A 24,363-nucleotide genomic window follows, 5' to 3' on the forward strand; every position below is an offset into this window, starting at 1 on the left:
CGTGATCTGTCACAGAGTGATCCGCGTCAGCATGAGCCACCCGAAAGAGTCGTCCGAAAGAGTGCACATGCCGAAGCCTCGCGACCTGTTCCGCCGGAAGTTCCGCTCCCTGTTCAGCGTGCTCGCGACGGGCCGCGCCGGCCCGTCCGCCGGCGACCGGTTGTTCGCGAGAGCACACCCGGAGCACGTCACGGTGACCGAGTGCCATCACTACGAGCAGGAGATCTCCCGGAATCCGTCGATCGACCGCGTCGGAGCGCCGACCGGGCGGATCGAGATCGTCGTGCCGTTCGACGGGGCCGACCACTTCACCCGTCAGGCCTGTGCCGATGTGGCACCCACAGTCGAAGCCGGGGGAAAGGACCCGCGGAACGCGGTGATCGGTCACCTGGCTTTCACCGGGCACCAGCACACGGATCTGGGAGCGGTGCTGGGCCTGGACGACAGCTACGGCGCCCTGCCGATCGAGATACCGATCGTCGGACGCGACGCCCCCGGCGGCTGGCACGAGCTGCGCCGGGATCGCCAAGCCGGCGTGATCTGGCACGAATACCGGCCCGATCCGGGGCTGCTCGAGGTGTACCCGGTGAAGGTCCAAATCGACCTGCTCGACCCGGATACGCTCGGGGGCGCGATCACGACCCAGGATGCGCCGGACCTGGTCCACGTTTCGCAGCAGCCGAACTTCCGGCCCTTCCTCTGGCTCCGGGTCCGGGTCGCGCTGACCATCCCCTGGCGGAGTGACCGGCCCGAGCCGTCCCCGGTCATCAACCGGATCTCTCTCGATTGGCCCACGATCACGTCCCTGCACGTCTTGAAGGTCGAAGAGCCGGACGCGGCCGGTGGCGAGCGCCCCATCACGTACAACCCGGTGGCCCGGACCATCGAGTGGCGGGACGTGCCCATGCGGGCGAACGACCAGCGGCGGGACGACGAGCTGCGGTTCATCAGTGACGCCATGGTCGTCTCGATCCGCCAGCCCGGAGAACTGTACCGGCAGCCGAGCCTCGACGGCGCGGTCGAGATCGAAATCCCGGACTACCTGCTCTCGGGCATGCGGACCCGGCTTTTCGACTGCGCCGGCCGGTTGGTCGACGACCGTCTCCGGGAGCGCAGCAAGCTGACCTCGCGGGTCCACGTGATCTTGGGCGAGGCTTTCGCCCGGCGAAAGCTCATGCCTCATCAGCACCTCCACTTCGACGAGGTCATTCCGGAGCAGGGCCGCATCGCCGACATCGAGAACGCGCTCGCCGACCGGGGATTCGACGTCACGTTCCGGGAGATGTCCGAGCCGGGTGGCGCGAGCCGGTGGCACGGCCGGGCCAAGCGGGCCGAGGGGCCGGAGACGATGAACCTGATCATCCTCGTGGAGGGAAGCCACCACGAGACCGAGCGCACGGTGCACAAGCCGGGTGGCCATTCCTACACCAGCAAGCTGCCCAGCGGGGAGCTGAAGGTGTTCATGTACGGCGAGCTGCCGCGGGCCAGCCGTGCGGTGACGCGCGAGATGAACGCGCTGCACGCCGCGGTCCGCGACCGGTTCGACCGGATCCGGGCACTGCGGTGAAACCCGGGACTCGACGAGGAGTGCCACCGAATGCCCTATGAACTCCGCGAACGGGCGCCCCGCGTCCGCTGCCACAGCTGCGGTTCGGTCAAGATCGCCGCGGTCTGCCACCACTGCGGCCGGCCCCTGTGCCGGCGGCACGTTCGCAAACCGGCGGTCACGAGTGAATTCGAGGGATTGGGACTGCGCCGGATCCAGCCACATCACTGCGCTGCCCACGACCACGTCGTGCGGGCGTCACTCCGGCAGATGTACTACGTGGTGGGTGGTATCGCGGCGGCGGGTTCGCTGCTGCTGTTCGTGCTCCCGCTCGCCGGAGTCGTCCTCGTGCTCGGAAGTGTCGGCGCTGCCGGTCTGATCCGGTACGTGGATCGGCGCCGCGATCGAGCCGCGCTGCTGGCCCGGCCTTCGCTGCCGGTCGTGCCCAGTATCGACTCGGTCGAAGTACGGGAAGTCCTCCGTGGTGAACTGGTCCTCGACGTGGACGGCACCTACCGGACGTCGGTGACGCCGGTCAACGGTCACATCCAAGTCGAGATGACCTTCGGTCGCCCGGACCAGGACCGGTTGCGTGAGTACTGCAAGAAGTTCCGGCTGGAAAGCCGCGAGGGCGTGCCGTTCTCGGCGGGCTTCCTGGTGCTTCGCGGACCGGTCGGACTCGAGTTCACCGACCGGGTCGGCGGTCCGGTCGTCCCGCTGGCCGGCCTGGTGGGGACGCAGCGGTTCCTGACTTCCCAGGACGTACCGGTGAGCGCCAAGTGGCAGGTACGGCTGGGACACCGCGTCACGGGGGTGCCGGGCCGGAGCGAGATCCCGTTGTGGCTCACCCCGGCGCTCATGCCGGAGTCCGACCAGCGCACCCTTCAGCTGGACCTGCAGTGGCTGGGCAACTGGCCCTCAGCGGAGTCGGGTCTCGATGCCGACCGCGTCGAACGACTGACGCTCTACGTACCGGCCGCGTGGGGGAACGTCGAATACGTCGAGGGCGCGACGGTCGGCGGCCGGGTCGATCCGGACAGCGGACGCCGGCTCATCGAGTGGAAACAGCTTCCCCTGGACCAGGACAAACGCCGGTTGACGCTCGCCGCCCACTTCGAGGAGCAGATCAGACTGACCGATGTGATCAAGGGATCGCTGGTCGTCTCGTTCCGCGGGGCGCTCTCCGGGCTGGAAGGGGTGGACCTGTTCGAGCCGCTCGGCGGACGACGGCGCGGCGGCCGGTACACCGACGTCAAGACCGAAGTCACCGCGGATGTCGAACTGAGCCTGAACGGCGTCCGTTACCAGGACATCCGGGTCGTCCCGGATCCCCGCAAGGACGACCCGGTACGGATCCCCGAAACGCACGAGTTCCCCGGCGTGATCCCGGATCACGACACGCTCATTGCCCTCACCGACGCGATGAGCGCGGACGGGTACTACGTCAAGCGGGTCATCGAGAGCCCGCCGCGGGATCGCGGCCGCGCCGACCTCGTCAACCGGGCCTGGGACGTCGCCGGCCGCCGTTACTTCGGCGTCTACCCGGTCGACTTCCACCTCGTGCTGACCGGTGAGGAGGTCTACGGCAGCGACATCCGCGCGGAAGCCGGCAACACCAAGGTGCGGTTGTACGTTAAAGGCGCATTCGCGAGCAAGGAAATGGAGGACGAGATCGAGTCCGTTTGGTACGGGTTGCAGGGCATCATCTCGGAGACCCTCCAGCAGCGCAGGGCGAGCCGGCCGCCCGACGAGCACCGCATCGGAACGGGGCAGCCGGCGTCGGACGCGCGGATTCGACAATTGAACCAGCGGCGCGAGAGATTCGAGGACGCGTTGCTGGAGCGGCAGATTTCCGAAGACGCCTGCCGGGACTTCATCGCCCGCATCGATCGCGACATCGCCGACCTGGCCGACGGCTATGGCGGTAAGCAGAGCTGGGAGGGGTGAAATGGCGTGGAAGTGCAGTGACTGCGACGCCGAAGAAGACAGCGCGGGAAAGGTCGTGGTCGACGCTGTCTGCCATCACTGCGGGAAACCGCTTTGCCGGTTGCACCAGCAGGCCGTGCTCGACGACGCCTTCGCAGTGGACACCTCCGCGGCGATGGACTCCATCGGCCTGATCCCGGTGGACCGGATCGCCGTCCACTGTGAAAGCTGCCGCCGGGACCACCACCCCCGGGCCGCGCTCATGAACGGGAGGCCGCGATGATCCGCGCCGAAATCACCACCGACGGCCTCTACGCCGGCCAGGACTCGAACATCGTCGTGCACCTGCGCAACGACGGTCCGCGGATGTGCACGAACATCCACTTCGCCCTGCGGCTGCCCGCCCAGATCCCGGCCCTGCGAGGCAACAAGGAGTTCTCGGTGCCCCGGCTCGACGCCGGTACCGAGTGGACGACGACGGTCAAGGTCCGGCCGCTGCGCGCGGGGCCGTGGACGGCGACCAGCACGAACTTCTCCTTCCGCGACGAAGTCGGCAACGGTCACCGGATCACCGACTTCGCGGCGGTGCTCGAAGTTTCGGAGGCCGTGGTGCAGCCGCCCGAGGAACCGCCGAAGTTCGAGATCGAACTGTCGACCGTGCGCGTTGCCTGCGGGGAGTGGGACGCCATCAAGGGTGAGATCGTCAATACCGGAGCCACGGCCATCACCTGGGGCCGACTCGGCCTCCAGGGGCCGTTTTCGGTCGACCCGAAGGGAGTCGCCGTCTCACTCGGCCACCTCCCGCCCGCGGAGCGGGAACCGTTCGAATTCCACGTTCTGGCCAGGGAACCGGGGCGGGCCGTACCCGTCCACCTCACGGCGGAGTGCGCGAACGGGGCCGGCGGCCGGGTCGAGCGCGGGGTCCGGCGAACGGTCGCCGTGGGGCACGTCGGCCAGCAACGGTCCGGTAGCGTGGAGATCCTCTACCTCGCGGCGAACCCGACGGACACCGAGCGGATCAGGTGGGACGCCGAACTTCGGGACGTGCGGGAAGCGCTCCGGATGGGCGAGCACCGGGAGCGGTTCGTGCTTCACGAACGCGGTGCCTTGCGAGTGCGGGACCTGACGCAGGCTCTCCTGGACTTCTCGCCGCGGATCGTCCACTTTTCGGGGCACGGCAGCGACGACGGGCAGTTCCTCGCCGAGGCCGCGGGCGGTGAAGGGCGGCTGCTCTCGGTGCCGGGTCTGGCCGCCTTGTTCGAAGAAGTCTCCGACACCGTCGAGTGCGTGATCGTCAACGCTTGTCACAGCGCACGGCTGGCCGAAGCCCTCGCCCAGCACGTCGGCTACGTCATCGGCATGCGCAGCTGGCTCGGTGACCGCTCGGCGACGGACTTCAGCGTGGGGTTCTACCAGGCGCTGGCCGCGGGCTTGGCGATCGAGCCCGCGTTCCGGATGGCCAGGGCCGCACTGGCGATGGGCGACGAACGCCTCCACGGGCGGAACGTCCCGGTGCTGTACCGCGGCCCATGAGCGGGTCACGACCGTGGTGCATGCACCCAGGCTCGTTCGGCGAAACCCTTATCGGGAAGGACTGCGTCGACCGGCTCGAACTCCGCCGGATCGAGCTCGCCTCCGGTGGCCGCGATGACGTCCCTGAAGACCACGTCCGCGACGATCAGCGCAAAATCGGCCGAGCGGTCCCGGGCGAGCCGGCTGCGCAGCGGCGCGCAGTCGAGCAGCCGGTGCACGGCGATGGTCGCGGTGCCGACCCAGCCGTTCACGCCCGGGGCGACGTGGCCTCGGTGCAGCGCGACCCGCAGCCGCAGCCGTGCCCGGTCGCTCAGGTCCGCGTTGGCGGTGGCCAGCGCGGACCGGACGCCCTCGACGAGCCGAGGGATGACGACCGTTTCGTCCAGCCCGGTCGGCAGGATCGCGAACTGGCCGTCGCCGGAAGGTTGGAGGTCGACCTCACGTTCCGTGATTCCGGCAGCCCGCCTCGCTTCGGCCAGGACCCCCACGAGCCGTTCCTGCGTCCGCGCGGCTTCACTGGTGGTGAGCCGGCCGTAGGCGACAGTGTCGGCAGCCATGCACAGGCGCACAGCCGGCTTCCGGTGGCTGACCGGGTGCGGCGGTGGCGGCGGGTGCCGTGCCCACCCGGCCGGCAGCGCGACGGCGAACTGAACCGGATCGATGCCGGCGTGAAGCCGTCGGCGATGCCAAGCCGGGCGCAGGATGGTGCTGTCGAAGCGGTTGACTCCGGCGAGCTCTGCGTGGTCCTGCGGAACCCAGAGGGTAGCCCGGACTTCGCCGGTCCGGGGCGCCGTGGTCACGCCGACCGGATCGCCGACCAGCCAGCCGCACCCTTGCGGCAGGTCGGAAACGACCATGTCCGTGACGGGCTCGGCGGTCACGCCCGACAGCGCGTGGATGCGCACCCGGGGATCGGAGAATTCGGCGATCAGATACGTGGCGGCGATCCTGGCGCGGCCGGCGACAGGTTCCAGTGCGTACCGCTGGCGGAACTCCACCAGCCCCATGCCGTCGGGCATCTCGTCGGCCAGCTCGTCTGGCGTCGCGTGGTGCGCTGTCGGCAAGTCGAGCCGAACTTCGCCGAGGGCACGTTTTCGCGAGGGGGTGCGGAGCTCGGCGACGCGCCGTGCGGAGGCGGTCATCGCAGCGCCGGCAGGTCCGGGGCGAGCCGCGACGGACCCGCGAGGAGCGCGGTCTGCGGGGCGATCAGAGCTCGACCGAGGCGGCCGTGGGTGATGTCGGCCAAACCGGCCAGCAGGACGCCCGGATATGCGTCGTCTTCTCCGGCTTCGGTCAGGTGCCGGCTCAGACGCCGGGCGGCGGAATTGGTCATCGCCAACGCGCGAACGTCGAATCCGCGCACTTGCCGGTAATTTTTTCCGGGTACGGCCAGCGGACCCTCGCGCACTGAGCGCACGGAGGTGAAGTCCAATTCCGAAACCACGTCGTCCCATCCGTCGACGCCGACCTCGGCGAGCTCTTCGCGCAGTTCGCGACGTAAGCATTCGTCGGCGGTCTCGCGGTACGCCCCGGAGGCGAACCAGGTCCGGAACCGGCGCAGCGCGCGGGCCGGGAGAGTGCCGCGCAGGTCCGCTTTCAGTTTGCGGTGTGGGGATCCGGTGCGCTCCGCCTGGAATCCGAGCTCGTCCAGGATCCGGGCGGCCGGGGGAAAGAACTTGATCACCCCGCCCGGTGGTCCGTAGGCGCCCGGGCGTTTGGGGGCGTCGAACAGCACGAAACGGTCGTCATCGACGATGCGGAGCAGGACGCTGAACGAGATCCGGACCTGATCCCGGCGGCCGGACAGGAATGCGGACGAAGGTTTCACGATCACAGCCCTCTCGTCGTCCGGAATCGTAACCACGTGATCGTAACAGCTCCCGCCGAAACATCGACTGATCAGTGGTTTGCCCGGCTTGTCCAAGGAAGGAGAATGGTCGTGGGACTCTTCGGAGGCGGAGAATCGTTGTCGGAGGACTTCCGTGCCGCGTTGGCCGATGACGCGTCGCACCACCGCCGGATGGTCGCCAAGGGCGAGCAGGACATCCGGTTGTACCTCGAGGACGGTGAGACCGTCCGGCTGATCGCTGTGGAGGACTTCACGGCGACGCACACCCTCGTGGTGACCGACCGCCGTTTGCTTGTCACGCGGAAGGGTGGCCGGGTGCTGGATCGCACGGTCGTGCCGGAGGAGATCCGGGACGTCGACGTGCGCCCGAGCGGCACGGGGTCGTTCCACCTCGTGGTCGAGGGTCCGGGGACCGTGGTCAAGTTCCAGCGCCCCGGCGTCGCATACTCGGTCGGGGAGGCGATCGAGAAGCTGGCCCGGCGCCGCCCGCCGGTGGGACTCCCCTCGGAGCTCGCGACGGCGGGTGGCCGGGCCGTCCCGATCCTGTACCCCGGCTTCTACCTGGACCTGCTGACCGAGACGGGCGTCCCGGCGACGCCGGAGAACGTCGGCAACTTGATCGAGCGGGTGTTCGTGATGGTGATGGGGAAAGCCGACGAGTACTTCGGGCAGCTCGGGGACCACGATGCGGCTCGGCGGTTCCACGACCGGTTCGACGGTGGTGGCCCGGAGGACCGGGTCCTGAACTCCGTGGACGACATGGTCGACTGGCTGTGGGACTGGAATCCCCGCTGCCACGGGCCGCTGACGCACCTGTTCCCCCGGATCCAGGCGCTCCTGCTGGAGCCGCACAGCTTCCTCCGGACCGGGAACGGCCGGGTGCCGTCGTGGGCCGAGTACCAGGAAGGCTGAAAGCGTCGGATTCGAGTTCCGGCCCCGAAGGTCTGAACGGGTTCACCCGTTCGCCCTATATCCCCCGGCCGCCGCGCGGCTCTTCCTTGAGAGGCAGGGAGCCGTGCGGCGGGAGGAGAGCCGATGGCCGGGGCGAGGATCGAGGCGGTCGGCGGGTCCGGGGTGCGCTTGGTGGTGCGCCGGGGCTCGTGGCTGGTGGGGCGCGGGCCCGACGCGGACCTGCGGTTGCCCTCGGACCAGGTTTCGCTGCGGCACGCCTGGATCCGCCAGGACGCGCGCGGCACCTGGGTGGCCGACGCCGGGTCGCGGAACGGGACCTGGGTCAACGGGCGGCGGCTGGCGCCGCGGCAGGACCACCCGCTCCGCCACGGTGACCGGCTCGAGTTCGGCCCGGTCGCCGCGGTCTACTCCGACGGGGACGGCGGTGGGCAGCAGACGCGGAGCTGGCAGCGGTCGTCCGGCGGGGTCTCGTTCGGCGACGTGTCCGCGGGGACCATCAACAACGCCGGGCGCGATGTCAACAACAGCTACGACAACCGTCAGCACCACAAGTACGAGTTCAGCACCCCCGAAGGGCAATTGATCTCGGAACTGGCCACCGGGCGGGGCGCCGGCCGCGCGGTCATGGTGCTCGGGTTGCTCATGGTGCTGGCCGGGTTCGCGATCTGGGCGTCGGTGATCTTCCGCTTCATCAAGGCGGGGTCCGATTCGGTCTCGTCGGGGTCGTTCGACGCGCCGCCACCGCTGCTCGGCCCGGAGGTCTTCGACGGCGTGCCGCTCGGGGCGATCGGCTTCGCGCTCTTCGGGCTCGGCGGGGTGGTGGCGATGATCGGGCTGGTCATGGCCAAGGCGGCGCGCGAGCGGCGCCGGAACAGGAGGCGGTAGTGGACGGCATCCACTTCCACGGCGACGTCCGGGCCGGGACGGTCAACAACGCCGTCCACGGCGACATCAACACCGTCCACGGTGGACATCAGCAGATCCACCGCGGCCTCGACGCGCGGCAGGTCGCGTCGCTGGTGCGGTCGGTCCGCGCGGAACTCGACGCGGCCCGGTTGCCGCCGGCCACGAAGGACGCCGTGCACGACGCCCTCGACGAGGTCGACCGGGACGTCGTGCACGGCGGAACCGGCGTGGGCGCGAAGGTGCGCCGGGCCCGGGATCTGCTCCGGGACGCCGGGGGCCTCGCGACCGCCGGCGCCGGGTTGTGGACCGCGGTGCGGGCGCTCGCCGCCGCGGCCGGCGTCCCGTTCTAACCGTCCACAGTGGACGCGACCACAGTGGACGGTGCCGCGGGCGCGACGCCGCCCAGGTGCGCGGTCGGCACCCGGTAGGTCTCCCGGGCCGTCGCCGCGGCCAGTGCCGCGACCACGCACACCGCCGCGGTGAAGATCGCGACGCCGAGCCAGTCCTCCTTGCCGGACCCGATCGCCGCCACGACGCTGGGCGCGAACCCGGCCACCGCGAAGCCGATCTGGGTGCCGATCGCCATGCCGGACAGGCGGACCCGCGCGCTGAACATCTCGCCGTACAGCGACGGCCAGACGCCGTTGATCCCGGAGTACGCCACCCCGAACAGCACGATGCCGAGGACGAACAGCAGCGCGTACGAGCCGATCGAAATCGACCACAGGTACGGGAAGATCAGCACACCGCAGGCCAGGCAGCCGGTGATGAACACCGGTTTGCGCCCGACCCGGTCGGCGAGCCCGGCCAGCAGCGGGATCGCCGCCAGCGCGACGACGTTCGCGAGCACGCCGACCCAGAGCATCGGGGTGCGGGACAGGCCGATCGTGTTGACCGCGTAGCTCAGCGCGTAGACGGTGAAGATGGTGCTCACCGAGGCGATGGTGGCCGCGACGACCACCCGCAGCACGTCCGCCCAGTGGTGCCGGAACAGCAGCGCGACCGGCAGTTTCGCGACCTCGGTGCGTTCGAACACCGGCGTCTCGTCGAGCTTGCGCCGGATCACGAAGCCGACGACCACGACGAGCGCGCTGCCCCAGAACGGCAGCCGCCAGCCCCAGGTCAGCAGATCCTCCTGGGGGAGTGCGGCGACCGGCAGGAAGATCGCGGTGGCCAGGATCTGGCCGGCCTGCGTGCCGCTCAAGGTGAAGCTGGTGAAGTAGGCGCGCCGGTGTTCGGGGGCGTGCTCCAGGGACATCGAATTCGCGCCGGCCTGCTCGCCGGCCGCGGAAAGGCCTTGCAGCAGCCGGAGAACGACCAGCAGCACCGGGGCGAGCACGCCGACACTCGCGTACGTCGGCAGGCAGCCGACGCAGAACGTCGCGAAGCCCATGAGCAGCAGGGTGAAGACGAGCACGCGCTTGCGGCCGAACCGGTCGCCGACGTGGCCGAGGACGAACGCGCCGACCGGCCGGGCGAGGTAGCCGACGCCGAAGGTGGCCAGGGCCAGGAGGGTGCCGGTGGCGGGGGAGGAGGCGGGGAAGAACACCTTGCCGAACACGAGCGCGGCGGCGGTGCCGTAGATGAAGAAGTCGTAGTACTCGAGCGCGCTGCCGATCCAGGCGGCCAGCGCCGCCTTGCGGGGCATCGATCCGGTCACGGGGAGGTGCTCCTGACGTCCGTGCTTCGTTGCTCAGACTGCGGCGGGGAAGCAATGTACGGTCTAGTTAGTTAATAAAGAGTGCGAGACCGGGGCGCCGGGTGTCAAGAGATCCTTTTTCGCTGGTGGGCGGCTTGGGCTCAGCGAGCCGTCAGGTACTCGATCAGCAAGTCGCCCAGCATGGTGCGGTAGTGGTCGCGACGGGCCGGGTCCAGCATGTCGCGGCCGAAGATCGCCTGGAACGTGTGGCGGTTCGCCAGCCGGAAGACGCAGAACGAGCTGATCACCATGTGCACGTCGAGCGCGTCGACGTCCTCCCGGAACAGGCCGGCCGCCCGGCCGCGCTCGAGGATCCGGGTGATCCCGCCGAGCGCCGGGTCGGCCAGGCCGGCCAGGATCTCCGACTGCGACAGGTGCTCCGCGTGGTGGATGTTCTCGATGCTGACCAGCCGGATGAAGTCCGGGTTCGCCTCGTGGTGGTCGAAGGTCAGCGCGGCCAGCTGCCGCAGGGCGTCCTCTGGCTCGAGGTGCTCGACGTCGAGTTGCTGTTCCGACGCTCGGAGCGCGGAGTACGCGCGCTCCAGTACGGCGATGTAAAGCCCTTCCTTGCCGCCGAAGTAGTAGTAGATCATCCGCTTGGTGGTGCTGGTGCGGGCGGCGATCTCGTCGACCCGGGCGCCGGTGTAGCCCTTGTCCGCGAACTCGCGCGTGGCCACGGTGAGGATGTCGGCGCGGGTCCGCTCCTTGTCCCGCTGGCGCTCGGCCTCCGACGATGGTGCGGCCACCGGGCTCCTTCCCGCGCAGGTCGACGGGCCCTACTCTAGCCCAGCCCTTCCGCCCGGCCGCACGCCGCGCTACCGTGAACGGACTAGTTCGTACATTAATGGCCGGAGGGCGCCGCGTGACCAGCTACCTGATCGGACTCGTCGGCACGGGCATCGGGCCGTCCGCCAGCCCGGCCCTGCACGAACGCGAGGCCGACGAGCTCGGCCTCCGCTACGTCTACCGGCTGCTGGACCTCGACGTCCTGCGCCGCCCGGTCGCCGGCGTCCTCGCCGCCGCCCGGCTCGCCGGGTTCGACGGCCTCAACGTCACCCACCCGGCCAAACAAGCCGTGCTGCCGCACCTCGACGAGCTCTCGCCGGAGGCCGAAGCCCTCGGCGCGGTCAACACCGTCGTCTTCCGGAACCACCGCGCGATCGGCCACAACACCGACGCCACCGGGTTCGCCCGCAGCCTCACCCGCGGCCTGCCCGACGCGCCGCTGGACGACGTCGTCCTGCTCGGTGCCGGGGGAGCGGGCGCCGCGGTCGCGCACGCCCTCCTCTCCCTCGGCACCGGCCGGCTCACCGTCCACGACGTCGACGGCGACCGGAGCGCCCGCCTGGCCGGGGCGCTCGAGCGGCGGTTCGGCCCCGGCCGCGCGCGAACCGGCGACCTGACCGCGCTCGAAGGCGCCGACGGTCTCGTGCACGCCACCCCGACCGGGATGGCGGCCCACCCGGGCTCGCCGGTGCCGGCCGAGCTGCTGCACCCGGGGCTGTGGGTCGCCGACATCGTCTACCGCCCCCTGGAGACCGCGCTGCTGGCCGCCGCGCGGGCCCGCGGCTGCCGGGTGCTGCACGGCGGCGGCATGGTCGTGTTCCAGGCCGCCGAATCGTTCCGGCTGTTCACCGGCGCCGAACCCGACCCGGCGCGGATGCTGCGCCACTTCGACGCCCTGGAAGGGAAGGCCGCCCGTGCCGCCTGAACCGCGCACCGCCATCGCCACCGTCTGCCTGTCCGGCACCCTGGAGGACAAGCTCGCCGCCGCCGCGGCGGCCGGGTTCGACGGCGTCGAGCTGTTCGAGAACGACCTGCTGGTCTCCCCGTCGAGCCCGGCCGAAATCCGCCGGCGGTGCGCCGACCTCGGCCTGTCGGTTGACCTCTACCAGCCGTTCCGCGACTTCGAAGCCGTCCCGCCGCCACAGCACGCGGCCAACCTGCGCCGGGCCGCGCGCAAGTTCGACGTCATGGCCGACCTCGGCGCCGGCACGATCCTGGTCTGCTCGTCGGTCTCGCCGGAGGCGATCGACGACGACGAACTGGCCGCGGAACAACTGCACGCGCTGGCGGAGCTGGCCGGTACGCGCGGCCTGCGGGTCGCCTACGAAGCCCTGGCCTGGGGCCGGCACGTCAGCGGGTACGAGCACGCCTGGCGCATCGTCCGCCGCGCCGCGCACCCCGCGCTCGGCGTCTGCCTGGACAGCTTCCACATCCTGTCGAAGGGCCACGACCCGGTGCCGATCCGCGCGATCCCCGGCGACAAGATCTTCTTCCTCCAGCTCGCCGACGCGCCGAAGCTGCCGATGGACGTCCTGCCGTGGAGCCGCCACCACCGGCTCTTCCCCGGCCAGGGCGACTTCGACCTCACCGCGTTCACCGGGCACGTCCTCGCCACGGGCTACCGCGGGCCGCTGTCCCTGGAAGTCTTCAACGACGTCTTCCGCCAGGCCGACCCGCGTCCGGCCGCGGTCGACGCGCTGCGCTCGCTGCTGGCCTTGAAGGAATCTCTCGGCGTGCGGGAGCTGCCGGCCGCGCCTGCGCTGACCGGCCACGCGTTCGCCGAGGTCGTCACCGACCCGGGCGCGGGCCGGATCCTGGCGTCGCTCGGGTTCGCCCGCACCGGCGTGCACCGGACCAAGCCGGTCGAGCTGTGGGAGCAGGGCGACGCGCGGGTGGTGGTCAACGAAGGCGGCGCGGCCCACGGTGCCGTCGGGGCGGTCGCGCTGGCGAGCACCGACCCGGTCCGCTCCGCCCGCCGCGCCGAAGCCCTGCTCGCGCCGGTCCTGCCGCGGGTGCGCGGCCCGCGCGAGGCCGACCTGGCGTCGGTCGCGGCGCCGGACGGCACCCAGGTGTTCCTCTGCGGTGACGACTGGCGGGACGACTTCACGCCCACCGGCGAAACGGCGCCCGGCGCGGGAGTCTTCGGAATCGATCACGTGGCCCTCACCCAGCCCTTCGACCACTTCGAGGAGGCGGCGCTGTTCTACCGCTCGGTGTTCGGGCTGACGCCGTCCCCGGTGGCCGAGTTCGCGGCGCCGTTCGGGCTGGTGCGCAGCCGCGCGGTGGCGGCGGGGGCGGTCCGGCTGACGCTGGACAGCGCCGTGGTCCGCCGCGGCGAGTGGGCGCCGGCCGTCCCGGAACCGCAGCACGTGGCGTTCGCCTGCACGGACGCGGTGGCGGCGGCCGCGGCCATGCGTGCGGCCGGCGCGCCCCTGCTGGAGATCCCCGGCAACTACTACGACGACCTCGATGCCCGCCTGGACCTGCCGGCCGAGCGGCTGGCCGCGCTGCGGGAGCACTCGGTGCTGTACGACCGGGACACCGGCGGCGAGTTCCTGCACTTCTACACCGCGCTGGCCGGGGCGCGGGTGTTCTTCGAGGTGGTCCAGCGGATCGGCGGGTACCGGGGGTACGGCGTGAGCAACGCGCCGGTGCGGATGGCCGCCCACCGCGCCCGCCGACACGCGGCCCCACCGGCGAAAACGCCGGCCTGAGCACCATCGCCGCCCCGGGATTTCTTTCCCGGGGCGGTTTTCGTCGTGCCCGGCGCCTGCGGGCGCGCGGAATTCCCGTGCCCCAGCGGTGAAAAACGGCCGGGACGCCTTCCTATCCGGACGACTTCTGGCGCCCGCCGCCGGTGGCCGGTGACCGCCCGGCTACTCCCCGCATGCGTTTACAACGTTCCGGCAACCGCCTTGACAGGGCCTGTGGTACGTACCACTCTAACCCCAACATTGGTCTACACCATTTGGGGCGTCCGGCCGCGGTGGCCGGGCATGGAAAGGACGGCATCGAGTGAAACGCTGGCTCAAGCTGGCGGCGGGCGCCGCCGCACTCACGCTCGCGACCGCGGGCTGCGCGGGCTCCGGTGGCTCGGACACCGCGGCCTCGTCGAGCGGCAATGCACCGCTGAGCGGGACCGTCACGGTCTGGCTGATGACCGGCTCCGCGCCGGAGACGCTGACCGGCGCGCTCAACAAGGAGTTCGAGGCCGCGCACCCCGGCGTCAAGGTCAAGTACGAGGTCCAGCAGTGGGACGGCATCCAGCAGAAGCTGACCACCGCGCTGGCCAGCGGCGCGCCGCCGGACGTCATCGAGATCGGCAACACGCAGACCGCGGCGTTCGCCGCGCAGGAAGGCGTCCTGACCGACCTGACCGCCGACAAGGACAGCTTCAACGGGGCGCAGTGGCTCAAGGGTCTCGCCGACTCGGGCAGCTACGACGGCAAGGTCTACGGCGTGCCGTTCTACGCGGCCAACCGTGAGGTCATCTACCGCAAGGACATGTTCGAGCAGGCCGGCATCACCAAGACGCCGACGTCGAACGACGAGTGGATCGACGCGATCGGCAAGCTGAAGACCAAGTTCGGCTCCGACCCCGACTTCCAGGCGCTCTACATGCCGGGCCAGAACTGGTACGCGCTGCTGTCGTTCATCTGGGACAACGGCGGGGACATCGCCAAGGCCGACGGCAAGAACTACAAGGCGAGCCTGGACACCCCCGAGGCCAAGGCCGGCCTGGAGTTCTACAAGAAGCTCGTCGACACCTCCGGCACCAAGGCGCCGAAGGACGCCGACGAGGCCAAGCCGCAGCAAGCGACCGTCTACGGCGCCGGCAAGGTGGCCATGATGATCGGCCTCCCGTGGGAGCTGGCGACCGCGGCCAAGACCGACGCGAGCCTGACCGGCAAGACCGGCGCCTTCGCGATCCCGAGCAAGACCGCGGGCCAGGCCGCCCCGGTCTTCCTGGGCGGCTCCAACCTGGCGATCCCGGCCAACAGCAAGAACGCGGCCGCGGCCAAGGAGTACATCAAGCTGCTCTCCAGCCCGAAGTACCAGAGCCAGCTCGCCGCCGCCGGCGTCGTGCCCGGCACGTCGACCGACCTCACCGGCCTGGACAAGGACCCGCTGGGCAGCGTGATGGCCAAGGCTTCGGCCAACGGCAAGGCCGTGCCGGCCAGCCCGAAGTGGGGTGACGTGGAGTCCGGCCAGAACCCGGTCAAGGACATGCTGACCGCGTACCTGACCGGCAAGAAGACGCTCGACCAGGCGACCGCCGACGCCAACGCAGCGCTCAACAAGCTCATCGGCGGATGACCGCGACCGCGAATGTGACGATGCCGGCGGGGGCCACCCCGCCGGCATCGCCGCGCGACACCCGGGTCACCAAGCGCAGGCGGGGCCGGTTCGGCGACCGGCTGCTCCCGTACCTGCTGCTGCTCCCGGCGCTGGCGGCCATCCTGGTGCTGCTCGCCTGGCCGCTGGTCCAGGTGCTCGCGATCAGCTTCCGCAAGCTCGACATCGGCCAGCTCGTCTCCGGCAAGATGATCTGGATCGGGTTCGACAACTACACGAACACGCTCTCCGACCCGGAGTTCTGGACGATCACCGTCCGGACCCTGGTGTTCACCGCCGCCATCGTGGCCGCCACCATCCTCGGCGGTCTCCTGCTCGCGGTGCTGATGCGCCACCTCGGCCCGGTCGTGCGGATCATGGTGCAGGTGACGCTGGTGCTCGCCTGGGCCACCCCGGTGATCGCCACGACCACGGTGTTCCAGTGGATCTTCGACCAGCAGTACGGCATCCTCAACAAGACGCTGGACCGGCTGGGCTTCCACGGCTTCATCGGGTTCTCGTGGTTCTCCAGCGGGCCCAGCACGCTGACCGTGATCGGGCTGCTGATCGTGTGGCAGGCCGTGCCGTTCGTGACGTTCTCGCTGTACGCGGGCATCATCGGTGTCCCGCGCGAGCAGTACGAGGCCGCCGGCATCGACGGCGCCAGCGCGTGGCAGACCTTCCGCGCGGTCACCTGGCCCGCCATCCGGCCGATCACCACCATGGTGACGTTCCTGTCGGTCCTGTGGGACTTCAACGCCTTCGCCCAGATCTGGGCGATCCGCGAGGGCGGGCCCGACGGCGGGAGCACCACCCTGGCCGTCGTCCTGTACCTCAAGGGCATCGCGGGCAACCACTTCGGCGCGGCGGGCGCGATCGCGACGCTGATGCTGATCGTGCTGGCGCTCATCACCGGCCGGTACATCCAGCTGCTCGTCCGGACCCCGGAAGGTGATCTCAAGTGAGGAAATCGCTGCCGCAGCGGATCGCGCTGTCGGTCGTCGGCGTCCTGGTGGCGCTGGCCATCGTCTTCCCGACGTACTGGATGTTCGTCACGTCGCTGAGATCGCCCGGCCAGATCCTCTCGCCGAAGTACGACCTGATCCCGACGTCGTTCTCGTTCGGCAACTTCGCCACCGCGCTGGGCAAGGACAACTTCCCGACCTACCTGATGAACAGCCTGATCGTCACGGTGGGCTCGGTGCTGTGCGCGCTGGTGGCCGGCACCCTGGCGGCGATCCCGCTGTCGCGGCTGCGGTTCACCGGCCGCCGGGGCTTCCTGGTGCTGGTCATGGTGGCGCAGCTGGCGCCGGTGTCGGCCCTGTTCATCCCGCTGTTCCTGCTGATGCGGGACGCCGGGCTGCTCAACACGCTGCCGTCGCTGCTGCTGATCTACTTCGCCACCACGCTGCCGTTCACGGTCTGGATGCTCTACGGCTTCGTCAACGGGATCCCGTACGAGCTGGAGGAGGCCGCGATGATCGACGGCTGCAGCCAGACCGGCGCGTTCCGCCGGGTGACGCTGCCGCTGCTCGGGCCGGGGCTGGTCACCACCTCGGTGTTCAGCTTCATCACCGCGTGGAACGAGTACCTGTTCGCGCTGGTGTTCATCCAGGACAAGCCGAAGGAGACGCTGCCGGTGTGGCTGGCGTCGTTCCGCACCGCGTTCGCCACCGACTGGGGTGGCGTCATGGCCGCGTCGGTCATCTACGCGATCCCGGCGCTGATCTTCTTCCTGCTCGTGCAACGCAAGCTCGTGTCCGGCGCGACCGCCGGCGCGGTGAAGGGGTAGCCGTTGTCTTCGCCCGAGAAGCTCGCCGAAGCCGTCCTCCTGCCCGGGTTCGCCGGGACGACCGCCCCGGACTGGCTGCGCCGCCGGGTCGCCGACGGCCTGGGCGGGGTGGTGCTGTTCGGCCGCAACGTCGTCGACGACGAGCAGGTCGCCGCCCTCACCGCGCAATTGCGCAGCGAGCGGGACGGTGTCGTCGTCGGGATCGACGAGGAGGGCGGCGACGTCACCCGCCTCGACGTGAACACCGGGTCGTTCGTGCCGGGGCCGCTGGCCCTCGGCGCGGCCGACGACCCGGAGCTGACCACGGCGGTTGCCGCCGCGCTCGGCGAACGGCTGGCGGCCTGCGGCGTCACGGTGAACCTCGCGCCCTGCGCGGACCTCACCCTGGCCGCCGAGGACCCGATCATCGGCGTCCGGGCGTTCGGCTCCGACCCGGTGAAGGCATCACCGCACGTCGCGGCGTACGTCACCGGCCTGCAGAAGTACGGCGTCGCGGCGTGCGCGAAGCACTTCCCGGGCCACGGCGCGGCGACCGAGGATTCGCACGTGGCGCTGCCGGTGCTGCCGCGGACCGTCGAGGAACTGCGGGAGATCGAGCTGGTCCCGTTCGCCGCGGCGATCCGGGCCGGGGTGCGCTCGGTGATGTCCGGCCACCTGGTCGTCCGTGCCTGGGGCGACGAGCCGGCCACGCTCAACCGCACCGCGCTCACCGACGTCCTGCGCGGCGAACTCGGCTTCACCGGTGCGGTGATCACCGACGCCCTGGAGATGGGGGCGGTGTCCGGCGCGTACGGGCGTCACGACGGTCTCGGCCGGTCGGCCGTGCGGGCCCTGGCGGCGGGGGCGGACGCGCTGTGCCTCGGCGGCGCGGCGTTCGAAGCCGAACACCTGGACGCCTGCGTCTCGGCGATCGTGGCCGCGGTCGCGGCGGGGGAGCTGCCCCTGGAGCGGCTGGCGGAGGCGGCGGCCCGGACGGCGGCGCTGGGCACCGGCCCGGCGCCGGCGTCGGTGGGCCCGGTGGACCGGCGGCTCGGCCTGGAGGCGGCCCGCAAGGCGCTGCGGGTCCGGGGTGAGCCGCGGCTGGCGGGGCCGGCGCTGGTGGTCGACGTCCAGACCGAGCCGACCATCGCGGCCGGGCCGATGCCGTGGGGTCTCGGCGCCCACCTGGCCGAGCTCGTGCCGGGCACCCGGGCGATGACCGCGACACCGGACGACGCCGACGCGGTCCTGGCGGCGGCCCGCGGCTTCGGCAGCGTCGTCGTGGTGACGCGGGAGGCGCACCGGCACCCGCGGGTGCGGGAGCTGCTGGCCGCCTTGTCCACTGTGGACTTCATCCGGGTGGAGACCGGCGTGCCCGGGCCCGCCGACGGCGACGGCCCGCGGATCGACACGTTCAGCGGTTCCTGGGTCAGCCTCCGCGCCGCGGCCGAATATCTCGCCTGAACCGGACGAAACCCCGCTCCCGAGCGGGGTTTCGTCCGCTTTGCCGCATCTCCAGAAGTTCAGCCGCAGTTTGTACGCGGCTTGTACCGGTGGAACGCATTCTGTCCGCACACCGGAAAACTGGAGGACGGAACAATGAACATGGGGATCGTGAAGCGGCTGGCCGGGGTGGCCGGAATCGCCGCGGCGATCGTGGTCGCCGGGGCGGGCCCGGCGTTCGCGGCATCGGGCACGGTGCACACCGATTCGGGCGCGCCGCTGACCGTGCGGTCCAGCCCGAGCGCCAGTGCGAGCTCGGTCGGCAGCATCGCCGACGGCACCGCGGTGACCATCAGCTGCCAGACCAACGGATCCACGGTCGACGGCAAGTACGGCACCTCGGACATCTGGGACAAGGTGGGCGACGGCTACGTCAGCGACGCCTACGTCTACACCGGCTCCGACGGCCGGGTCGCCCCGGACTGCGCCGGCTCGACCCTGACCTGCTCCACCGCGGGCACCGGCAACCCGAAGACCTGCGCGCAGGCCGTGGCCTACGCCAAGACCCGCATCCACACGAACGACCTCGACTCCTACGAGGGCTGGTGCGACCGGATCAACGCCCAGAACTACGGCTGGTCCGCCTCGGGTTCGGAGACGGCCTACGTCCACTGGACCCAGATCCCGTCGTCGTTCAAGCACCCGGGTGACTACCAGGTCCCGGCCGGCGGTCTCGCCTTCTTCAAGAGCAGCGGCGCCGGCCACACGATGATCTCGATCGGCGACGGCAAGTTCCTGTCGAACGACATCAACGGCTACGGCAGCTACACCGAGACCACGATCGCGCAGATCAAGAGCAAGTGGGGCCAGACCTACCTCGGCTGGTCGCAGCCGTGGTTCAAGGTCAACCACTGACCCCCTGACCGCGCGCGGGCCCCTGTCCACCTCTCCCGGACAGGGGCCCGATCGTGTCCCTCCACTGTGGACGTCAGGACATCGCGATCGCGGTCTTGACCCGGACCGCGGTCGAGCCCTGCAGTTCGTTGTCCGCCGGACGCGCGTCCTCGCGGTAGGGGTCGATGCTCGCGTAGACCTTGAACTGCGCCTTGCCCGCCGCGGCGTCGGCCGCGGTGTAGGTGTAGGCGAACGGGAGGACCACCTTGCGGCCCGCCGGCACCCACTGCTTGAGCTGCCCGATCTCCTGGAAGTAGCCCTGCTCGTTCAGCTTCGACAGGGAGACCACGACCGTCTCGTCGTGCCGGGTGCTCGTGACCGACACCTTGATCGGCTTGGTGTCGTCCACCCGTGCCTTGGCCGGCACCACGAAGTCCGAAAGCGCCACGTCGTGCGTCTCGACCTGCACCGTGCCGGAGCCGGATCCGGTCCGGCCGTCGGCGGTCGATCCGGTGACCTCGAGGCGGTACTCGCCGTCCGCGGCGTACCGGTGCACGATGGGCGCACCGGTGATGGGCGCCGAGCCGCCGTCGCCGAACCGCACTTCGCCGCTGACGAAGTCCCGGCCCAGGCTGTCACCCGAAGAGGGGTACAGCGTCACATCGGTGTAGACGGACGGGTTGTTGGGGGACGCCGACACCCACGGCCGCAGCGGCGGCGCCGTCTCGAGCCGGAGCTGGAACACCGACGCGGACTCGGCGTCGTCGGCGACGCGGATCCGGTAGGACTGCCCGGCTTCCGCGGTGAACACGGCAGCCCGGCGGTCGCCGGAGGTCACGCAGTCCACTTCGGACAGCGAGTTCGCCGTCGTGCCCCGGTACACCGTGATGCCGGGGCCCCAGTCGTACATCGCCAGCGCGCTCACCGACCGGGTCCGGTCCGGCGTGAACGCGAACCAGACGGACTGCTCCGCGCCCGGGTCGCAGCTCGGCCGCGCTTCCCCGGCCTCGGCCGAGGCGACGGTGAGATCACCGGCGTAGTCGCCGGGCACGGAAACGGGCGTGGCCGCGGCAAGGCCGTCGTTCGGTGCCGGTGGCACCGCGGTGAACTCGGCGGTCAGGTCGCCTTGGTTGTACTGCTGGGCGAACATCACGTGGTAGGTCGTCCCGGCGGTGGCGCGGAAGGTCGCGTATCCGGGAGTGCCCCAGGCACGGCAGGCGACCGGGGTCAGCGTCCCGCGCTCACCGGTGTAGACCGCGACGAACGGCCTTTCCCCGGTGCCGGCCGGCGTCACCCGGACGAGTTCGTCCGCGGTCGCGGTGTAGTCGTACCAGACGGTCCACGTCGTGTAGGTGTTGCACGGTGCCGGGTCGTCGGCCGCCTTCGTCGCCTCCCGGACGTCCTGGGACGCCTTGAAGGGCAGAGCGGTGACGGCGGTGGCGGAGCCGAAGTCGTCGTTGGACGGGGCGGCCGCGTGGGCGACCCCGGGCAGCAGCAGCGTGGCCGTGGCGGCCGCGAGGCAGGCGAGCAGCGGTCGGAATCTCATGTGTTCCCCCTGGAAGTCAGACGGCGGCGATGCGCGTGGCGGGCGGCTTGACGGTCGTGGCGATGGAGATCGCCTCGTTGTCGGCCGGAAGGGCATCGGCCGCCGGGTACGCCAGCTGGACCTCCGCGCGGAAGGCGACCTTCCCGGACGCCGCGTCGTCCGGGGTGAAGGTGTAGGCGAACGGGAACCGCACCTTGCCGGTGGCCCGCGCGGGCACCTGCAGGGTCAGCCGGCCGACCTCGGCCCAGTAGTCCGTGGACCGCTTGGACAGCACGACGGTCACCGTCTCGGCGTACCGGGTGTTCGTCACGTCCACGTTGATCGGCTTGCTGTCTCCCTGCCGGGCCGACGCCGGAACCGTGAACTTCGAGATTCCCACGTCGTGGGTAGTCACCGTGATGGACCTGGTCACCGTCGCGGTGCGCCCGTCGGGCGAAGTCGCGTGGAGCGTGGCGGTGTAGACACCGTCGGCGGCGTAGCGGTGGTGGACGGTGTCGGTGCCCACGGGGGCCGACGTGCCGTCGCCGAAGTCCCACGTCCCGCCCAGCGGCAGGTCGATCTGCTCCCACGACGAAGCGGAGAAGCCGACGTTGTCGAACACCGTGGGGGACGACGGGTACACGTCCACGTCCGGGTTCAGCGGAGGCGTCTCCTGGAGCGTGAACCGGAAGGTGCCGTAGCCGTGGTGGGCCCCGGTGACGCGGATGGCGTAGACCGTGCCGGGGTTCGGGCGGAACATCGCCGGGCGCGAGGAGTTGTTCCGCGCGCACGCGACCTGGGTCAGGGCCGCCGGTGAGCTTCCGGAGTAGACGGTGACGGTGGCATCGGTGCCTTCGACCCGCGCGGAAAGGGACTGCGCGGGGCCGGCGGCGGGGTAGGTGTACCAAACCGACGGCTGGTCTTCGTCGTCCACACAGGTCGAGTCGGGCTCGCCGGCCTCGGCCGCGGCGACCGAGAGGTCCGGCTGGCTCGCGAACGGCAGGGCGGTCACCGGCTCGGCGTTCGCGTAAGCGTCGTTGGGCGCCGGGGCGACCGAGTCGACGGCGAACTCGAGGGCGCCACCGGGGGTGTCGATGCCGGCGACCAGGAAGGAGTACGTCGTCCCGGCCGTCGCGCGGAAGGTGATGGCCGGCCCGGTGCCGAAGTCACAGGCGTCGGCGACGTTCAGCAAGCCGCCGCGTGCTCCCGTGTTCGCGGACAGGAGCGTCCGGTGGTCGCTGCCCGCGGTCGTGGCGCGCAGCAGGCCGTCCTGCGTCGCGGTGTAGCTGAACCAGACCGTGCCGGCCGCGGCGTAACCGCTGCACCAGCCGGGGTCGTCGGCGGCCTTGGTGGCTGCGCCGCTGTCCTCCTGCGCCGTGAACGGCAAGGACGTGACGACAGTGGCGTTGTCGAAGTCGTCGTTGGCCGGTGGTGCCGCCGCGTGGGCGACCCCCGGGACCACAGTGGCCAGTGCCGCGGCCACCACGGAGACCACGGCCATCCGGCCACGAGAACGTAACGGGAACAACACGGAATCCGCCCCCCTCGCGGGTTCTTCGCCCCCATGACGAAGATCCCCGCGAGGCGTATCGGCGATCACCCGATCCGCGTGACAGCCTCCGCGCAAGTTGCCCCGAATGACGTAGCGGCGGCCGGTGTCACACCTTCATGATCCGGTGCGCCGGGTCCGCCAGGTACGCCAGCAGGTTCCCGGGCCGGTACGGCGGCTGCATCTGTTCGCTGCGGTGCAGCGCGCACGAGCCCGCGAACTCGGTCGCCGGGTCCGCCCGGCCGATGACGCGGTTCGCCGAGCCGAACCACCGGAAGAACGCGTTGAGCGAATTGTGCAGTTCGCCGAGTTCGTCCCGTGCGGCCAGGTAGTCGAAGGCGTTCTCCGTGAAGGCGAGGCCGCACTGTTCGGCGCGGTCGGCCATCCACCGAAGGGCGAGGTTCGACAGGGCGGGCTGCTGGTAGCCGCCGCCGACGTCGGAATGGGCGCCGGCGAACCAGACCTGCTCGCGGCGCCGGCCGTCGGCCGCTTTGGACGGTGCCCACACGGCCGGGCTGAACGACTTGCGGTGCTCGTCCACCGCCAGTGCCTGGAACGCCGCCTGCACGATCGACGTCAGCTCCATGTCGTGGAACTGCCAGCGCTTGTTCAGCAGGTGGATCAGCCGGCCGCCGCTGAGGGGGATGCCCAGCGCGCCGACGGTGTCCCAGACGCCGACGAACCGGATGGGGGTGCGGTCTTCGCGGGCGTACTTCGCGCGGAACTCGCGGGCCCGCGGGCTGTCCGGGCCGGAGCTGGCCCGGTCGCGGGCGCGGTAGAGCCCGTAGGCCTCCTCGAGCCGGCCGAGTTCGCCGGGGCGCAGGACGCCGCAGTTGCGGATGAAACCGATGGTGCTGCGCGCGGTGTAGGCGCCGCGGCTGAAGCCGAAGAAGAACAGTTCGTCACCGGGTTCGTAGTTTTCGGCGACGAAGCGGTAGGCGTTCTTCACGTTCTTCGAGAGGCCGACGCCGAAAGCGCCCCCGGTGAGGCGGTCCCACAGCTTTCCGGTGCCGACGCCTTCGTGGTAGTACACCCGCTGCGGCACACCGGCCGGATCGGTGGGCGCGACCACCTTCTGGAGCTGGCCCACATTGGTCGGAGCGGGCTGGCGGAGGGAGTTCCACGTCCCGTCGCAGCAGATCACCAGACGTTTCGCCATGCTTCCTCCCCGGGTCCGTGCCCTCGTGAGTCGCCGGTACCCGGTGCCGCGTTACGGCCACCGGAATACCCGATCCGGCGGCCGTTTCCCGATTTCCGGATCGGTGCGCGTCCGGTGATTTCCCGCGGCCCGGAAAAGGGGTGCGCGTGAGGGTGAATCCGCGTTACGCGGTAGGCGGGACCACCGACTCAAGGGGTGAGTTGTGCGCCGGACGACGGGACCCCGCGTAGGCTCGGCGAAATGGAGCCCAGGCGCGGAACCGTGGCACCGGAGCTGGACCGGTGGGCCCGCCGCGCGGAGCGGGAGGCCCGGCGGACGGTCGTCGTCCGGCTGCGGGCCGGCACCGATCCGGGGCCGGCGGCGGAGCGGCTGGCCGAGCTCGGCACGGAGGTCGCCGACCGCGGCCCGGGCTCGGTGACCGGCGAGGTCACCCCCGGAGTCCTGCGCCGGATCGGGCAGGAGCCCTGGGTCCTCGCCGTCGAGCCGCCGCGGGGTCTCCGGCAGCTCGGGTGATCGGCGCGCACCTCAAG

General features: G+C 70.8%; 22 protein-coding genes. 15 read left to right on the top strand and 7 right to left on the bottom strand.

The window, feature by feature from the left end; translation table 11 throughout:
* Positions 1 to 67 precede the first annotated feature (67 nt).
* The 4 genes from ACWEF6_RS21570 to ACWEF6_RS21585 are packed head-to-tail and all read left to right on the top strand — an operon-like array spanning position 68 to position 5,005.
* Complete coding sequence (locus tag ACWEF6_RS21570) at positions 68 to 1,567, top strand: hypothetical protein (RefSeq protein WP_449684591.1); 1,500 nt, start codon at positions 68 to 70, stop codon at positions 1,565 to 1,567.
* A gap of 30 nt (positions 1,568 to 1,597) precedes the next feature.
* A complete protein-coding gene (locus tag ACWEF6_RS21575; protein ID WP_449684592.1) occupies positions 1,598 to 3,493 on the top strand; it encodes a hypothetical protein in 1,896 nt (631 codons plus the stop codon).
* Position 3,494: 1 nt separating this feature from the next.
* Entirely contained in the window at positions 3,495 to 3,755 is a 261-nt protein-coding gene (locus ACWEF6_RS21580) for a hypothetical protein (RefSeq protein ID WP_449684593.1), read from the top strand.
* The gene (locus ACWEF6_RS21585) at positions 3,752 to 5,005 is read left to right on the top strand and encodes a CHAT domain-containing protein (RefSeq protein WP_449684594.1); all 1,254 of its coding nucleotides are present in this window, start codon (positions 3,752 to 3,754) and stop codon (positions 5,003 to 5,005) included. Before ACWEF6_RS21580 ends, ACWEF6_RS21585 begins: the two co-directional genes overlap by 4 nt.
* 5 nt (positions 5,006 to 5,010) lie before the next feature.
* On the opposite strand, the gene ACWEF6_RS21590 is transcribed toward ACWEF6_RS21585, so the two are convergent.
* Positions 5,011 to 6,147: a hypothetical protein gene (locus ACWEF6_RS21590; RefSeq protein WP_449684595.1), complete on the bottom strand. Its 1,137-nt coding sequence runs from the start codon at positions 6,145 to 6,147 to the stop codon at positions 5,011 to 5,013.
* On the bottom strand, positions 6,144 to 6,929 hold the full coding sequence (locus ACWEF6_RS21595) for an SMODS-associated NUDIX domain-containing protein (protein ID WP_449684596.1): 786 nt from the start codon (positions 6,927 to 6,929) through the stop codon (positions 6,144 to 6,146). Before ACWEF6_RS21595 ends, ACWEF6_RS21590 begins: the two co-directional genes overlap by 4 nt.
* Positions 6,930 to 6,944: 15 nt before the next feature.
* Between ACWEF6_RS21595 and ACWEF6_RS21600 the strand changes: the two genes are divergently transcribed.
* From ACWEF6_RS21600 to ACWEF6_RS21610, 3 genes are all read left to right on the top strand, one after another.
* On the top strand, positions 6,945 to 7,766 hold the full coding sequence (locus ACWEF6_RS21600; protein ID WP_449684597.1) for a hypothetical protein: 822 nt from the start codon (positions 6,945 to 6,947) through the stop codon (positions 7,764 to 7,766).
* Between the two features lie 123 nt (positions 7,767 to 7,889).
* The gene (locus ACWEF6_RS21605; RefSeq protein WP_449684598.1) at positions 7,890 to 8,651 is read left to right on the top strand and encodes an FHA domain-containing protein; all 762 of its coding nucleotides are present in this window, start codon (positions 7,890 to 7,892) and stop codon (positions 8,649 to 8,651) included.
* Positions 8,651 to 9,022 carry a hypothetical protein gene (locus tag ACWEF6_RS21610; RefSeq protein ID WP_449684599.1) on the top strand — a complete coding sequence of 124 codons (372 nt, stop codon included), beginning with the start codon at positions 8,651 to 8,653 and terminating at the stop codon, positions 9,020 to 9,022. Before ACWEF6_RS21605 ends, ACWEF6_RS21610 begins: the two co-directional genes overlap by 1 nt.
* Here ACWEF6_RS21610 and ACWEF6_RS21615 read toward each other — a convergent pair.
* The gene (locus tag ACWEF6_RS21615; protein ID WP_449684600.1) at positions 9,019 to 10,332 is read right to left on the bottom strand and encodes an MFS transporter; all 1,314 of its coding nucleotides are present in this window, start codon (positions 10,330 to 10,332) and stop codon (positions 9,019 to 9,021) included. The genes ACWEF6_RS21610 and ACWEF6_RS21615 overlap by 4 nt on opposite strands.
* Positions 10,333 to 10,472: 140 nt before the next feature.
* Positions 10,473 to 11,117 (bottom strand): TetR/AcrR family transcriptional regulator, encoded by a 645-nt coding sequence (locus ACWEF6_RS21620; protein WP_449684601.1) that lies wholly within the window; start codon positions 11,115 to 11,117, stop codon positions 10,473 to 10,475.
* Positions 11,118 to 11,233: 116 nt separating this feature from the next.
* On the opposite strand from ACWEF6_RS21620, the gene ACWEF6_RS21625 reads away from it, so the two are divergent.
* The 7 genes from ACWEF6_RS21625 (at position 11,234) to ACWEF6_RS21655 (ending at position 19,621) form a co-directional block, all read left to right on the top strand.
* Positions 11,234 to 12,082 (top strand): shikimate dehydrogenase, encoded by an 849-nt coding sequence (locus tag ACWEF6_RS21625; RefSeq protein WP_449684602.1) that lies wholly within the window; start codon positions 11,234 to 11,236, stop codon positions 12,080 to 12,082.
* Positions 12,072 to 13,871 carry a TIM barrel protein gene (locus ACWEF6_RS21630; RefSeq protein WP_449684603.1) on the top strand — a complete coding sequence of 600 codons (1,800 nt, stop codon included), beginning with the start codon at positions 12,072 to 12,074 and terminating at the stop codon, positions 13,869 to 13,871. Before ACWEF6_RS21625 ends, ACWEF6_RS21630 begins: the two co-directional genes overlap by 11 nt.
* A 301-nt stretch (positions 13,872 to 14,172) precedes the next feature.
* On the top strand, positions 14,173 to 15,474 hold the full coding sequence (locus ACWEF6_RS21635; protein WP_449684604.1) for a sugar ABC transporter substrate-binding protein: 1,302 nt from the start codon (positions 14,173 to 14,175) through the stop codon (positions 15,472 to 15,474).
* Positions 15,471 to 16,457: a carbohydrate ABC transporter permease gene (locus ACWEF6_RS21640; RefSeq protein WP_449684605.1), complete on the top strand. Its 987-nt coding sequence runs from the start codon at positions 15,471 to 15,473 to the stop codon at positions 16,455 to 16,457. The genes ACWEF6_RS21635 and ACWEF6_RS21640 overlap by 4 nt, the downstream gene beginning before the upstream one ends.
* On the top strand, positions 16,454 to 17,284 hold the full coding sequence (locus ACWEF6_RS21645; RefSeq protein ID WP_176169899.1) for a carbohydrate ABC transporter permease: 831 nt from the start codon (positions 16,454 to 16,456) through the stop codon (positions 17,282 to 17,284). Before ACWEF6_RS21640 ends, ACWEF6_RS21645 begins: the two co-directional genes overlap by 4 nt.
* A gap of 3 nt (positions 17,285 to 17,287) precedes the next feature.
* Complete coding sequence (locus ACWEF6_RS21650) at positions 17,288 to 18,727, top strand: glycoside hydrolase family 3 protein (RefSeq protein ID WP_449684606.1); 1,440 nt, start codon at positions 17,288 to 17,290, stop codon at positions 18,725 to 18,727.
* A gap of 135 nt (positions 18,728 to 18,862) precedes the next feature.
* Positions 18,863 to 19,621 carry a hypothetical protein gene (locus ACWEF6_RS21655; protein WP_310976269.1) on the top strand — a complete coding sequence of 253 codons (759 nt, stop codon included), beginning with the start codon at positions 18,863 to 18,865 and terminating at the stop codon, positions 19,619 to 19,621.
* A 73-nt stretch (positions 19,622 to 19,694) separates the two neighbouring features.
* On the opposite strand, the gene ACWEF6_RS21660 is transcribed toward ACWEF6_RS21655, so the two are convergent.
* The 3 genes from ACWEF6_RS21660 to ACWEF6_RS21670 all read right to left on the bottom strand — a co-directional run bounded on the left by ACWEF6_RS21660 (position 19,695) and on the right by ACWEF6_RS21670 (position 23,833).
* Complete coding sequence (locus ACWEF6_RS21660) at positions 19,695 to 21,146, bottom strand: hypothetical protein (protein WP_449684607.1); 1,452 nt, start codon at positions 21,144 to 21,146, stop codon at positions 19,695 to 19,697.
* Positions 21,147 to 21,162: 16 nt separating this feature from the next.
* Positions 21,163 to 22,626: a PKD domain-containing protein gene (locus tag ACWEF6_RS21665; protein WP_449684608.1), complete on the bottom strand. Its 1,464-nt coding sequence runs from the start codon at positions 22,624 to 22,626 to the stop codon at positions 21,163 to 21,165.
* Positions 22,627 to 22,783: 157 nt separating this feature from the next.
* Positions 22,784 to 23,833: a DUF2235 domain-containing protein gene (locus ACWEF6_RS21670; RefSeq protein ID WP_449684609.1), complete on the bottom strand. Its 1,050-nt coding sequence runs from the start codon at positions 23,831 to 23,833 to the stop codon at positions 22,784 to 22,786.
* 240 nt (positions 23,834 to 24,073) lie between these two features.
* Between ACWEF6_RS21670 and ACWEF6_RS21675 the strand changes: the two genes are divergently transcribed.
* On the top strand, positions 24,074 to 24,346 hold the full coding sequence (locus ACWEF6_RS21675) for a hypothetical protein (RefSeq protein WP_449684610.1): 273 nt from the start codon (positions 24,074 to 24,076) through the stop codon (positions 24,344 to 24,346).
* Positions 24,347 to 24,363: the final 17 nt, after the last annotated feature.

Source organism: Amycolatopsis sp. NPDC004772 (genome assembly GCF_053601215.1).

Coding starts and splice junctions, on each gene's coding strand:
- ACWEF6_RS21570 (WP_449684591.1), top strand. CDS start 68: ATGCCGAAGCCTCGCGACCTGTTCCGCCGGAAGTTCCGCTCCCTGTTC.
- ACWEF6_RS21575 (WP_449684592.1), top strand. CDS start 1,598: ATGCCCTATGAACTCCGCGAACGGGCGCCCCGCGTCCGCTGCCACAGC.
- ACWEF6_RS21580 (WP_449684593.1), top strand. CDS start 3,495: ATGGCGTGGAAGTGCAGTGACTGCGACGCCGAAGAAGACAGCGCGGGA.
- ACWEF6_RS21585 (WP_449684594.1), top strand. CDS start 3,752: ATGATCCGCGCCGAAATCACCACCGACGGCCTCTACGCCGGCCAGGAC.
- ACWEF6_RS21590 (WP_449684595.1), bottom strand. CDS start 6,147: ATGACCGCCTCCGCACGGCGCGTCGCCGAGCTCCGCACCCCCTCGCGA.
- ACWEF6_RS21605 (WP_449684598.1), top strand. CDS start 7,890: ATGGCCGGGGCGAGGATCGAGGCGGTCGGCGGGTCCGGGGTGCGCTTG.
- ACWEF6_RS21640 (WP_449684605.1), top strand. CDS start 15,471: ATGACCGCGACCGCGAATGTGACGATGCCGGCGGGGGCCACCCCGCCG.
- ACWEF6_RS21655 (WP_310976269.1), top strand. CDS start 18,863: ATGAACATGGGGATCGTGAAGCGGCTGGCCGGGGTGGCCGGAATCGCC.
- ACWEF6_RS21660 (WP_449684607.1), bottom strand. CDS start 21,146: ATGAGATTCCGACCGCTGCTCGCCTGCCTCGCGGCCGCCACGGCCACG.
- ACWEF6_RS21665 (WP_449684608.1), bottom strand. CDS start 22,626: ATGGCCGTGGTCTCCGTGGTGGCCGCGGCACTGGCCACTGTGGTCCCG.
- ACWEF6_RS21670 (WP_449684609.1), bottom strand. CDS start 23,833: ATGGCGAAACGTCTGGTGATCTGCTGCGACGGGACGTGGAACTCCCTC.
- ACWEF6_RS21675 (WP_449684610.1), top strand. CDS start 24,074: ATGGAGCCCAGGCGCGGAACCGTGGCACCGGAGCTGGACCGGTGGGCC.